At 51.0% G+C, this 12,643-nt stretch carries 14 protein-coding genes; 6 read left to right on the plus strand and 8 right to left on the minus strand.

The features are described from left to right. Nucleotides 1-12: 12 nt before the first annotated feature. The 4 genes from DFQ01_RS04765 to DFQ01_RS04780 form a co-directional block, all read right to left on the minus strand. Nucleotides 13-1,551: a stalk domain-containing protein gene (locus DFQ01_RS04765; protein ID WP_110042721.1), complete on the minus strand. Its 1,539-nt coding sequence runs from the start codon at nt 1,549-1,551 to the stop codon at nt 13-15. A 167-nt stretch (nt 1,552-1,718) separates the two neighbouring features. Beyond that, the gene (locus tag DFQ01_RS04770) at nt 1,719-3,860 is read right to left on the minus strand and encodes a peptidoglycan D,D-transpeptidase FtsI family protein (protein WP_110042722.1); all 2,142 of its coding nucleotides are present in this window, start codon (nt 3,858-3,860) and stop codon (nt 1,719-1,721) included. Between the two features lie 111 nt (nt 3,861-3,971). After that, a complete protein-coding gene (locus tag DFQ01_RS04775; protein WP_110042723.1) occupies nt 3,972-5,165 on the minus strand; it encodes a transglutaminase domain-containing protein in 1,194 nt (397 codons plus the stop codon). Nucleotides 5,166-5,249: 84 nt separating this feature from the next. Continuing rightward, complete coding sequence (locus tag DFQ01_RS04780) at nt 5,250-5,687, minus strand: hypothetical protein (protein WP_110042724.1); 438 nt, start codon at nt 5,685-5,687, stop codon at nt 5,250-5,252. 192 nt (nt 5,688-5,879) lie between these two features. On the opposite strand from DFQ01_RS04780, the gene DFQ01_RS04785 reads away from it, so the two are divergent. From DFQ01_RS04785 to DFQ01_RS04790, 3 genes are all read left to right on the plus strand, one after another. Continuing rightward, nucleotides 5,880-7,082: an MFS transporter gene (locus DFQ01_RS04785; RefSeq protein ID WP_110042725.1), complete on the plus strand. Its 1,203-nt coding sequence runs from the start codon at nt 5,880-5,882 to the stop codon at nt 7,080-7,082. A 138-nt stretch (nt 7,083-7,220) separates the two neighbouring features. Further along, nucleotides 7,221-7,343: a YjcZ family sporulation protein gene (locus DFQ01_RS31340; RefSeq protein ID WP_217490342.1), complete on the plus strand. Its 123-nt coding sequence runs from the start codon at nt 7,221-7,223 to the stop codon at nt 7,341-7,343. 147 nt (nt 7,344-7,490) lie between these two features. After that, complete coding sequence (locus DFQ01_RS04790; RefSeq protein ID WP_110042726.1) at nt 7,491-7,862, plus strand: toprim domain-containing protein; 372 nt, start codon at nt 7,491-7,493, stop codon at nt 7,860-7,862. A gap of 112 nt (nt 7,863-7,974) precedes the next feature. On the opposite strand, the gene DFQ01_RS04795 is transcribed toward DFQ01_RS04790, so the two are convergent. Together DFQ01_RS04795 and cyoE are read right to left on the minus strand one after the other, a co-directional pair. After that, entirely contained in the window at nt 7,975-8,595 is a 621-nt protein-coding gene (locus DFQ01_RS04795; protein ID WP_110042727.1) for an SCO family protein, read from the minus strand. 26 nt (nt 8,596-8,621) lie between these two features. Beyond that, entirely contained in the window at nt 8,622-9,503 is an 882-nt protein-coding gene (gene cyoE, locus DFQ01_RS04800; protein WP_110042728.1) for a heme o synthase, read from the minus strand. A 251-nt stretch (nt 9,504-9,754) separates the two neighbouring features. Between cyoE and DFQ01_RS04805 the strand changes: the two genes are divergently transcribed. Further along, nucleotides 9,755-10,177 (plus strand): cell wall hydrolase, encoded by a 423-nt coding sequence (locus DFQ01_RS04805; protein WP_110042729.1) that lies wholly within the window; start codon nt 9,755-9,757, stop codon nt 10,175-10,177. Nucleotides 10,178-10,217: 40 nt separating this feature from the next. Continuing rightward, nucleotides 10,218-10,766 carry a spore coat protein GerQ gene (gerQ, locus tag DFQ01_RS04810; protein ID WP_110042730.1) on the plus strand — a complete coding sequence of 183 codons (549 nt, stop codon included), beginning with the start codon at nt 10,218-10,220 and terminating at the stop codon, nt 10,764-10,766. Between the two features lie 3 nt (nt 10,767-10,769). On the opposite strand, the gene DFQ01_RS04815 is transcribed toward gerQ, so the two are convergent. Continuing rightward, nucleotides 10,770-11,084 carry a hypothetical protein gene (locus tag DFQ01_RS04815; protein WP_110042731.1) on the minus strand — a complete coding sequence of 105 codons (315 nt, stop codon included), beginning with the start codon at nt 11,082-11,084 and terminating at the stop codon, nt 10,770-10,772. A 119-nt stretch (nt 11,085-11,203) separates the two neighbouring features. On the opposite strand from DFQ01_RS04815, the gene DFQ01_RS04820 reads away from it, so the two are divergent. Then, the gene (locus tag DFQ01_RS04820) at nt 11,204-12,190 is read left to right on the plus strand and encodes a metal-dependent hydrolase (protein WP_110042732.1); all 987 of its coding nucleotides are present in this window, start codon (nt 11,204-11,206) and stop codon (nt 12,188-12,190) included. A 100-nt stretch (nt 12,191-12,290) separates the two neighbouring features. On the opposite strand, the gene DFQ01_RS04825 is transcribed toward DFQ01_RS04820, so the two are convergent. Next, nucleotides 12,291-12,512, minus strand: a complete 222-nt coding sequence (locus tag DFQ01_RS04825) for an alpha/beta-type small acid-soluble spore protein (protein WP_110042733.1) — start codon at nt 12,510-12,512, stop codon at nt 12,291-12,293. Between the last annotated feature and the right edge of the window lie 131 nt (nt 12,513-12,643).

A 12,643-nucleotide genomic window follows, 5' to 3' on the forward strand; every position in this document is an offset into this window, starting at 1 on the left:
AGTGCCTATGGCTTAGCGTTGATTAATAATGGCTGATGTTTTGCCTTGGTAATCGAGTACCGTATAGTGCAGCTGCCACTTGCCATCGCCGAGTGCCGTTACTTCGCCTTGTGCATAGCCTTGTGGTTCGAAGTCAATCACACGGTTGAAATTAAGTACGATGCGAATGGTCTCATCCGGCAGACGCTTGCGGAGCTCATATCCCGCACTGAAAGCCCATAATCCCAATTCACCTTTCGTTTGCTCGCCATAAAGCGAGTAGAAAATCGGATCGATGTTTGCTTCGAATACGAGCCAGCCTTTGTCGTCCCGCTTAACGGTCCAGTCGGTCAACGCCGCGTCCATATCCGCTGTCGTATCGATTGAAGAGAAGTTCTTCTTCATAAACGAAGCGAGTTCATCCGTCGTCATATCCTTCAATGTATCTGGCAGTGTCGAAGGAATGAATTTAGGAGTTTGCTCCGGATCCGTTACATAGTTCACGATGAGATCAAGTACATCGTCAATGGATATAGCAAAGTTAATATCCATATTCACATTGTCATAACCCGCATACGTAATACCAACGAGTTCACCGTACTGGTTGAACAAGCCGCCACCGGAGCTGCCATGATCGATTGGTGCACTGAACTGGATGTATGTAGCGCTGCTGTCTCCGATAAAGTTGCTAATGATACCGTCTGTTGCCGTATTTTGCAAGCCGAGTGGGCTGCCGATTGCAACGACTGGATCGCCTTTATTGATTGTATAAGAATTCGCGAACGCAACCGGCTCGATGCCAAGGCTAGTCTTCGTCTTAATAATGACAAGGTCAGCACCTTGGTTGCTTGCTACGACGCCTTCGACCTTAAATGTACGCCCTTCCACATCCAACACTTCTGCGGAGGATGCGCCTGCCATCACGTGGTAATTCGTAATAATCTCGTTCTCTCCGATTACAACCCCGCTGCCTTGTCCAAGATCGGTAGTAATCATAACGACCTTCTCGTCATTCAGCGCCACGTTCTGGGTAGTCGTTAGAATATGACTGGCAAGCTCTTGCTCATATTCTTCTTGTTCCTTCGCATAGAGCGCCTCTTCCGACATTATGACGACTTGACGCTCAGATGCCTTCCACGCCACCTCAGCACCAAGTGCTTCACCAACGAAACGAAGTGGTACATAAGTCGTACCATTCACAATTTCAGCTGGTGCTGCAAGCGTAACCTTCTGACCGTTCAGCGTTGCCGTCTTCGAGCCAATCTGTAAGGAAATAGTTTGACTTCCCTTACGCGAAATGATCGTCTTCGTGCTCTGCTCCCACGTCACACTTGCATCCAATGCTTTGAAAATAGCAGACATCGGCACGAATGTTATCCCATTACGCAAGTAAGGTGCTTGCGTAAGCGCAAGCTTCTGGCCGTCGAGGTACACGGCAATGTCTGATTGTACGGCTGCTGCTTGTGTCGTTGCTGCGTGTGCTGTCAATGCACCGCCACTCGTTAGTGGTGCAATTGCAAGCGAGGCCGCAAGCGTCGAGGCAACTACCCATTTTGCAATATGCTGTTTCACTGCTTCGTTCCTCCAGCTCTCCTATTAATCTATCAAGACTATCCTATCATTCCAATAAACGCATTGTCCATTAATGCAAACTGAAAATTAAATAGGCCCTCCCGGCTGCCCAGATCCAGAAGGACCAGAAACGAGCCGGAAGAGCCTTATTTAGTCGTGCTTTAGTATTAATCGACGTTCTCAGTTGCGCTATCCGTTGCCGCGGAATCGCCTGCCGCTGTTCCTTGCGTTCCTGTCGTTGTACCGGATGTCGCATCGTTCGAGGACGTCGCCTTGCGAGGCGTGCCCGTCAAGCCAATTTCGTCATCATACGCGTCGAAAATTTTGCGGGCGATTGGCGCAGCACCTTTCGAACCAAAGCCGCCTTCTGGTACAACAACTGCAACAGCGAGCACAGGGTTCTCGGCCGGCGCATAAGCGATGAACACCGCGTTATCGACGAGCTTGCCGCCGACGGACTGCTGCGACGTACCCGTCTTACTTGCATACGTATAGTTTACGCCAGAGAAGGCTTCACTTACGTTAACGAGCCGCATGCCTTGCTCGACCTCTGCCCAATACTCATCCTTGAAATCAACCGTATTGAGTTCCTCCGGTTGCATCGTTTGAACCGTATGTCCGTCGGAATCCACAATCTTTTCGACGAATTGCGGCTTCATCCGATGTCCACGGTTCGCAAGCGTTGCCGCGTACTGCGCAAGCTGCAGCACAGTGTAGCGTGCCTGCTGACCGAAGGAAGCACGGATGAGCGCTGACTGTGTACTTGCACTCTCTGCTTCGTGGTAATACTCGATAATGCCTGCGTTCTCGAACGGCAGATCACTGCCTGTCTTAACGCCAAGGCCAAATTCCTTCATGTAAGCATCCCATTTGTCAACGCCTTCAAGCCCTGTATATTTCCTATACATCTTGTCCCCGATCATCGCCGCCATGAATGGGTTAGACGATTTGCCGATCGCATGCGCTGGATCCAGTGTGCCGTATGCATGGTTCGAGGCGTTCCGGATCGTAACCTCGCTACCTTTACGTCCGAATTTGAACGTCCCTGTATCATTGTACGTTGTGGAAGTCGTGAACAACTGCTCGTTCAAGCCGACCAGAACGGACAGCGGCTTCTGCGTTGAACCAAGGAACACCATCGAGTCCGCGTGACGGCCCGCTTCCTTCTCATCCTCGTAAGGAGCCAGCACCTCGCGAATCGTTCCGTTCTTCAGATAGTATTCGCTGTTATCATAATCCTCTTGGCTAATGCTGCCGCCAGACCAGACGTTTGGATTATAGTCAGGCATACTCGCCATTGCAACGACTTTGCCCGTATTGACTTCCATCGCAACCGCATAGCCCGTCTTCGGCTTCTGATTCACCTTCAGAATATCCGGGCTTGTTTTCAAGTAAGCCAGATGATCCGTAATCGCCTGTTCTGTCTGCAGCTGTACATTCTTGTTAATCGTCAGATAAAGATCGTTACCCTTCTCAGGGTTCGTGATTGTTGGTGGTCCAATGATCTTGCTGAGCGCGTTAATCGGATAAATCTTAAGTCCGTTTTTGCCGCGCAGCACATCCTGATACATCAGCTCGATGCCGTCCATGCCGACATCTTCCTGATCTAGATACTTAAGCTTCGCGTCGGTGGTGTCCTCTTTCTTGTCCTTGTAGAAATCAAGCGAGTTAACAGCCGAGTTGAATTTCTTCAAATAGCCGACTAGCTGAACCGCAATCGAGCTGTTGTCATAATGGCGGACGCTCTCTTCTACGATATCTATGCCGTCGTACAGATCGCGATTTTCCATGAAATACGCAATTTCTTCATTCGTCAGATCCGTCTTGATCCGGCGTGGCGTTGAGATCGTATTCTTCTTAAATCCAAGGTCGAGCTGGCGGAGTACATCATCTGCCGTCATCTGCTTAGCAGGGTCTCCGTACTCAGCGAAGATCGCTGAAAGCTGCTCCGCGAACGGACGCATCCGCTCCTCGATTTCCACCTGCTGCTCTTTAGCCGTCGAGCCCTTCTTCAAGTTTTTCCGAATATCGGGGTCCAGCTTAAAATAGAGCGATTGCGTCGATGTCGAATAAGCGATCGGATAACCGGTCGAATCCAGAATGTTGCCCCGGATCGGCGGAATCATAACCTTCTGTGAGCCGATATTGTTCTCCTGCGCTTTGAGATCAGGACCTTCTACGAATTGCAAAATGGCAAGCCGTATAATAAGCACGCTGAACATCAAAAAAATGATAAAAAAGTACGCGTTCAGCCGGAACGAAAAATGCCGCCGGTTCACAATATCGCGCTTTTGTGGATCGTCCTGCATGTGCTCTTGCTTCCCCTTCCTCTCCCGACCGACGGCTCAGCCGTACCGGGACTTCCAAAACATAAACGTGCTTGAAAACTGATATGTTGCTTTCGACTATGCTATCCGACATCAAACCGATGGAATATGCGTCTGCTCGAACCCAGGAGGATTAAACCAGTCGCCTGACATCGCCCAAGTTGCATCGAGCGGTACCCATATAGCATTACCCTCAGAATCGGTAATTCTAACCTCATTCCAGGCATGTGGACCAAATCCGCTTGCTTTCGTTCCACCCATCCCCGTTACTACACGTACTTCAAGCCCTACGGAGCGAGCCATTACAGCATACAGACGAGATAAGTCAATGCAAACGCCTAGTCTTGTCTGGAAGGTGTCCGCCGGTGTCTGCTCCTTCCATATGCCTTGCTCCTCATAGTTACGCGCTTTATCCCAATCATATGCAATTCGCGTACCGACCCAGCGGTATAACGCCCGCGCTTTCTCTTCGTCGGTTGACGCATCCTTCGTCACCGTCAGGGCAGCATCCGCGATATTGTCTGGTATAGCGTAATCTTGAATCTCATATTTGCGTTGAATGATTCGCTGCAGCTCGTCCCCGACTGCTTCCGTCAAGACCGGCCCGCGGTCTGCAAGCAGTTGTCCTGCCACAGGCTCCAGCAGCTGTGCGGACGCCTCGCTATAAACATCAGAAGACCGAATCTGCTCTGTGAACGGACCGCTGGGGGCCAGCGTCGCATACACGAACAAAGCAGCGATTAGCAGCAGCGAGCGAACAGCGCCATGAATAGCGCCGATCATGCCGCCGATTGCCCGGCTTGCGAGCCTGCCACCTGACAGCAGACGCTGGCCTTCATCGATATCTAGGCCTCCCCGGCCGGCTCCTCTTGTACGTCGACCGCCTAGCCGCTCCACCCATCCCTCGATAGGCGAGACTAATCGCCCAGCAACGAGACGGAAAACGGCATACAACAGCAGAATAAGAACACCATAACGGAATAAGGCGAAGTCACGCAAGCTCGTTACGAACGTATACCACAGCTGCTTGAGCGAGCCAACTTCCTCCTGAGGAGGTTGAATACCCGCCAGCAGCTTCGCTATCGTAGGAGAGAGCAGCGCAGCCGTCTTCCATGCCGCGAAGAAGGATAGAAGCATAAGAACGCCATCCCATACAAAAAAGAAAAGACGCTTCGCGGAGCCCGATGCGCCTTTGACAAGCCCTTGCACAAGCGATAAGAGCAGCAGCGCCATAATGATGATCGCCACTGGCTCGAACGTCGTTATTGCATGTATCCAGAATGCCATATCATCCGCTCCTCTTGCTGCAACACGATCCATTTACCTGTATCCGTTCAACATAGGAGCATCTGCAGCTTATGCCTGATACGCTTAGCTGTTGCTCTTGGCAGTATCAATTAAGGTCCGAATCGTATCGTCAATCTTCCAGCTGCCGATCTTCGTGCCGCGGAATTTCACTTCCACCTCGTCGGCATTCGCCTTGCCCGTCAGCTCCAAATTGTCCGTCTTCACGGTGAAGGAGCCGTCATTGTTCTTCGTATATGTTGCTTCCGATGCTTCGCCCGCCATCGCCGTGATCGCTTCCTGCTTCACGCTGTCCGCAACTTTACCGCCTAGCGACTTCACATCTTCCAGCGAGTAGCCGCTGTATGCAATAACCCCGATAACGATAATCGCAACGAGCGCCCATTTCACGACGGTGCGCACAATACCAATAATAACGAGCAAAGCTACAAGCGCAAGTGCAAGGATGAGCCAATTGTCCTCAAAAAATGTTTTCCACGTCTCTGTGTCATAGACGAAATCCATCTAGTAGATATCCTCCTTATTATACGGCGCATTCTCTTACATTTCAAAAATGACTATTATCCATTATACCCGAGGAATGACGGTCGGTAAACGGACACCGGGACCTTCTCTAGCGGACAGGCGGGCATATCCTGTCCATTCACAGCGTACTAGTACTATAGAGCAGACTTTACGAAGGAGGGCTTGGCTGCTGTGAAGACCGCTGTGTGGCTTTACTTGTTTTTGTTTATCGCCTTTTTTGACTTACATGCGCAATATCCGATTCTGACGCCGTTCGCCGTCTCTCTAGGCGCGGCCCCGTCGTTCATCGGATTGATGATGGGTATTTACTCCATCACCCACCTGCCTGGCAATCTAATTGCCGGTGTTGGTGTTGACCGATTCGGCAGCCGGCTGTTTATTGTAATGAGCCTGTTGCTAGCAGGTATTGTGTTGCTGCTGCAAGCCCATGTCACTAACCCGTGGCAGCTGCTTGCCCTTCGCTCGGTAAGCGGCTTCGTGCTCGCCTTTCTGTCTCCAGCTTGTATGGCGATGCTCGCCCGCATTGCCACAGACCGTATTCAACAAGGCAAGCTAATGGCAGGCAATGGGCTCGTTCACACGTTCGCATCCGTCTTCTCGCCTGCAGCCGGAGCGCTGCTGGTTGCTCAAATCGGCTTCACACGCGCGTTCGAATGGCTAGGATGGCTGCTCATCGCAACCGCCATCTGTGCGCTTTTATTCATCCACGAACGTAAGGTCAGTACAGCTCCCGGCTCGATCAAGATGACAAAGAATGAAGGCAGCAAGCTGCAGACAGAGAAATTATCCCCTCACCCGGAACTCGAATCACTAGAGGAAGACCGCCCACTGCCATGGCTCGTCTATGTCCTGCCGATCGCCACCAGCTGCGCACAGGGCATTCTGTCATTCGAACTGCCGCTGATGGCTGATCAACATGGCGGACATTCCATCATGACGACCGGCCTGCTGTTCTCTGTCGTCAGCTTTGGCGCGCTTGTCACATTGAGCATGCTGTTCTTGAACAAATATTCGCCATACCTCCGCACCTTGTGGGGGTCCGTGCTGCTTGCGATGATTTATTTTGCTCTTGCCGTTGGTGTCCCGTTCCCACTTGCAAGCATGCTGTTTATGCTCGGCATGGCCAAGGGGATCATCTGGCCCGCCGTCCCTACGCTTCTTATTGATCTGAGCGGGGGCAAGAAATACGGCAGAACGTTCTCCCTGTTGTCCATTGCGTATTCGGTTGGCGCCTTCCTTGGTCCGATGGCCGCAGGGATACTGCGCGATCGAATGTCGCCGTACTTCATTGCCTTCTTTGTCCTGATGACCGCAGCCGCCATATTGCCATTTCACGGTCCACGTCGCACCCCGGCTAGAACCCATTTTTCATAAATCTGGGTATTCGCACAAGGCACAGCATCCCCTTCGACATACACTACACTGTGTCACGAGATGACAGTCGTTACGGAGTGACAAACGGAATGGCAGTCGCAAGTGACCTTCATGAACAGTAAAGGGGTGACAATATAAATGAACTATGTTGATCCAGCTCACAAAGGCTGCGGACACGTTGGCGGTATCTTTACGTCCACTGGTGTAATTCTCGTACTGTTCATCCTCCTCGTAATCGTGTTCTCCGGCTGTTTCTGCTAATAACGAATAACAGTCCTTCAAACAGCTCGCTGCGCTGCAGCGGGCTGTTTTTGGGTTATTGCGACAAGAGCGATATAACGCAGTTGTGGAATTAGACGCGGCTCACGGTTACAATAAATGCAGCTAGAGCAATCGGAGGTGCCACACATGGATATCGCCATTATTGTTGAAGGCAAAAATGACCGGAGCCGGCTTCGCCGCGTTCTACAGGAAGAGGTCCCCGTCTTCTGTACATATGGAACGCCAGGCAGCAGCCAGCTGGAGACGCTTCGCAAACAAGTCGGCGATCGGCAAGTCTATTTGTTCATGGACAATGACTCGTCTGGCCGACGCATCCGCGGTCTGCTCCGCGACCTATTCCCTGATGCTGAGCATCTCTACACGCGACGCGGCTATCCTGGCGTTGAGAGTACGCCCGAGGCGTATCTGATCGAACAATTGGAGAAGGCTGGCCTCGATCCATATATCGTCTACCCAGATCCAAGTTCGGTTCCGTTTAGCAAAGAGGATTTCGATTAGGATGTGCGCTATCTGTTCACCGAACGTCGATAGATTCACCAGCTTAACGGACTGTTGTAACGTCGCAGCCATACAAAAAGCCGCTCACCAATGGTGGAGCGGCTTTCCTTTATTACATAACCGATTTGATATCTTTCATAATCGAATCCGCGGACATCGTTTCCTCATGCGCTCCATCGATATACTTCCGCACGTTACCGTCACGGTCGACAAGAATAAGCAGGTCAAGGTGGGAGAACTCGTTCGTATTCGCATCCTTGTACAGCATCATCCCGTTGAACTTCGGTATAAGCTCTGCTGTATATTTCTCATCGCCACGAAGGAATTTCCAACCTGTAAAATCAGCATGGAACTTATCGGCGTACTTCTTAATCGCCTCCGGCGTATCACGTTCCGGATCGAACGTAATCGACATCAGCTCGACGTCCGTGCCGAACTTGCCATCCGCAACCAGCTTGTCCTGTACTTGCGACATCAGCTGTGTCGTAGGCGGGCATACGTCCGGACAGTTCGCCCAATAGAAGTAGATGAGACGAACTTTGCCGTTCGAATCGGAGAAATTCACATCGCCGCCGTTAATCGCATCCTGCAGCGTAAATTCAGGCGCCGCCTGCATATTCGGAAGCTTCGGCTCCCGTTCCGAGCCACCATAAGTCAAATACAAATAAATCCCCATGAGTACAACAAGCGACCCGATGGCTAACTTGAAGGAATGCTTCAACAGAAACTGCATCGTCCGACCTCTCCTAACTCTCCCGATTAACCGATATGCGCGGTATCAATCATCATCACGATAAAAATAATCATCAAATAATTGACCGAAATAAGGAAGTTCGTCTTCGCCCACTTATCAAGATTTTTCGCCCGCAGCCCCATCAGCGTCTGAACCAGCCAGCCCCCGCTAAGCAGCGTCGAAATAATCAAGAAAGCGACACCGACGTAATCATATGCATACAGCAGTATACCCGTCGGAATAAGAAGTGCGATATACGGAATCATCTGCAGCTTCGTCCGTTCAATCCCCTTGACGACCGGAAGCAGCGGGAATCCCGCAGCGCGATACTCTTCCACCCGGCGAATAGCCAGTGACCAGAAATGAGCGGGCTGCCACAAGAACAACCAAGCGAACAGAATCCATGCACCCATATCAATCGAGTCTGTAACTGCGCAATAGCCGATTACTGGCGGCATTGCACCGGAAATCCCGCCGATTGAGGTACTCCATGTCGAAGTGCGCTTCAACCACATCGTATAAATGACTATGTAGGCGAACATTCCGACAACCGCCAATAGTCCACAGGTCGCGTTCACTAGCGTGAACAGAACCGTCAGGCCAAGCACCCCAAGAATAATACCATATACCAATACTGCGTTCGGGTTAAGACGACCGTTTGGCAGCGCGCGATGCTGGGTACGCGTCATTTTCTTATCCAGCTCACGATCCCAATAGTTATTAATCACGGTAGCGCAAGCCATAACCAGCGTCGTGCCGATCAGCATGTACAGCAGAGTCCACCAATCAAAATGCCATTTTGAAGCAACCCAAAAGCCGCCGAAAGCAGCAAAAACATTAAGCCGCAGCAGATTCGGCTTCGTTAGCTCTATCCAATCCTTCCACACAAAAAAAGCCTCCCGTTCCATTGCAGCAAGGTGAAACGCCTGCACCGTTCTTTAAATGGTTCGGCATACCTTGGCGAATCGTACTAATCATACAGAAAATTATTAGCATTGACAACGTTCGTCCCTGCTGTTCATTAATTTGACACGTTCCAATGGCAATTTGTCGAACACCGCTTAAGTTCTTGTTGCTTTCACCGCGAGTCACCATTCCATCACTTCCGCATACGATGGGTATGTAGTTGATAGCCCAGAGGGAGTGAGCGATTAACAGCATGGCAGTCATCAAAGCAAGCACCGACGATGTTAGGATGCTGGCCCGACTCATGCGTGCGGAGGCCGAAGGTGAAGGAAACCTCGGCATGTTGATGGTGGGCAATGTTGGCGTAAACCGTGTACGCGGCAACTGTCTGGACTTTAAAAACATTCGATCGATTCCACAAATGGTGTACCAAAGCCCTGGCGGCTTCGAAGCGACGCAAAAATCTTACTTTTATCAGAGAGCACGTGAAAGTGAGATCGCCTTGGCTAGACGTGTCATTAACGGCGAACGACAGCATCCGGCAGGGAATGCGCTCTGGTTCTTCCGTCCTTCAGGGGATTGTCCCGACACTTGGTATAACCAGCAGAACACTGGTCGTTACAAATCACACTGCTTCTTCGCCCCTTCTGGCGACGATTGCCCCAGCGTGTATTAATTGTTTGTCTATACTTAATTGAAAAGCGAGGAAATCAACAATGTCTTATCACAATGCAGTAAGTCCAGCATCGCAAGGTTACGGCTATTCTTATGGCTTCAGCGCAGCGACGCCAGCTCCATTCCCAGGTGCCAGCGTGAATGCACCAACAACGACGACCCTCAACGCAACGATTCCACCAATGATGGGAATGGGAGGCATGCCAACGATGATGGGTATGCCACAAATGCCGCCACTCGTACCAAGCGGCGCAGGCGTAACGCCACAAGGCACAACAATCGTGACAGCGCCAGCTACTGAAGAGTCGTATGTAGAAAACATTCTGCGTCTGAACCGCGGCAAAGTCGGTACGTTCTACATGACGTATGAGAACAACCGCGAGTGGAACGCCAAAATTTTCAAAGGCGTCATCGAGGCTGCTGGCCGCGACCACATTATTATTAGTGATCCAACAACAGGTATGCGCTACCTGCTGCTCATGCTGAACCTTGATTATGTCACGTTTGATGGTCCAATCAACTACGAGTACCCATTCGCTGGTGGTACAATTTCGAACACAACGCCTATCGCGACATCGACATCGAGATAACGGCTATTGAGGCGAAGCCGAATGGGCTGGGGCAGGAATGACAGGGCGGAAGGTCCACACATGAACCTTCTCTCTGCCTCCCTGCACCCAGCTATCGGCGCGCCGCCATGGGGAACGCTCGCTGCAGCGTTCTTTTTTGATAACCTCCGCGGCTTGTTCCGTATCCGCCGACCACAGTTCAACGAACAACGACGGCTGATCCGTTCCTTCATATACAATAAGAGCGCCATTGGCCGACTGGACAAGCTCGTCCGAGAAGGCAAGGTATGCAGCTCGGTGCTCTGGCATAATACGATATTCAGCAAAACATATGTACATGGAAGGTCGCTTCCTTTCCTGATTGGTGATCAAGTTCCGGGTATGATATTGCGTTGGCAAACCGACACTAAGGGCGATACGTCGACCCACATTATATCACAATGAAGGGGGAATCCCGATTGGATACAGGCACGCATCTGGTCATCGGACTCGGGCTGGGCGGCCTCGCTGCAGTAGATCCGGTTATCGCTGACAATGCGACGTTCCATACTGCCGTATTGATCGGCACCGTAGTCGGCTCTCAAGCGCCCGACTTCGATACGCTGCTTCGATTCAAGGGCAATGCGTCCTATATCCGCAACCATCGCGGCGCCTCGCATTCCATCCCAGCGATAATCGGCTGGACCGCGTTGATTGCGATCGTGCTTCAGCTGCTGTACCGCGGCACACTGCCATGGGCACATTTGGCTGGCTGGATACTGCTTGCCGTATGTGTGCATGTCATCACCGACTTGTTCAATGCTTACGGCACACAAGCCGTTAGGCCATTCTCGAACAAATGGATCTCGTGGAATATCATCCACATCTTCGATCCGGTTATCTTCACCACCCATGTTATCGCCATCACGCTCTGGGCGTTCGGTTTGGTGAATCCAGCAGCAACCTTTTCTTTGTTATACTGTCTGCTAGCCCTTTATTATGTGTGGCGAACGATTGTCCATCATCGACAGCGGGCACATGTCGAAGCTGTAGATAAAGAAAGAGACGAAGGCGATCGCTACTGGCTCATCCCTACGATTTCGCTTAACACCTGGAACGTGGTCAAACGCAAATCTAACGGCAGCTTCATGATTGGTGATTTGCGGTCACATACGCTGCGCTGGCAGGATCGAGTATCTTGCTCTGATCATCCGGCCGTTGATCGTTCGAAGAACGACCCTTCGATCCAATCGTTCCTCTATCTGACCAGCTTCGCATGCGCCGAAGTCAAAGTGCATACATGGGGCTATGAAGTACGTTGGAGTGACGTTCGTTACCGTCATCGCAAGCAATACCCTTTCGTTGCCGTCCTTATGATGGACCATGATTACAAGACAGTTGGTTCTTATGTCGGCTGGCTCAGCGACAAACGGCTTGAGAAGCGGCTCCGCATGAATACGTATTGACGTATTGACGCGGGGCTTTTTTTTCTGCACAATTAAATGATCGATAAACAAAAAAGCTCAAGGTTGCCCTTGAGCTTTCTTGTCTGTGTATGGTCAGCGCTTAACGATATTGGCCGGACAATTGTTGTTCGGCGATTTGCACCAGCTTCTTCGTGATATAACCGCCAAGCGAACCTGCGTCGCGAGTGGAGACGTTGCCGTAGTAGCCATCGGCAGGGATTTGCACGCCGAGAGACTGCGCAGCCTCCATTTTCAATTGTTCCAGAGCTTGGCTTGCTTGTGGTACCACCAGTTGATTGCTGCTGCGGGATTGGCTTGCCATAAGAAAAAACTCCTTTCATCCTCTGCACGTTGTGATGGGTTGCAAGCTTGCAAAGTTATTATGGCTCGTGTTTCGAATATATATGCTAGTCCACTAAAGTTTTTAAGAAAAGAATTTTGGAGCGTGATTTT

The sequence above is a fragment of the Paenibacillus cellulosilyticus genome (assembly GCF_003182255.1).
Lineage (GTDB): Bacteria > Bacillota > Bacilli > Paenibacillales > Paenibacillaceae > Paenibacillus_T > Paenibacillus_T cellulosilyticus.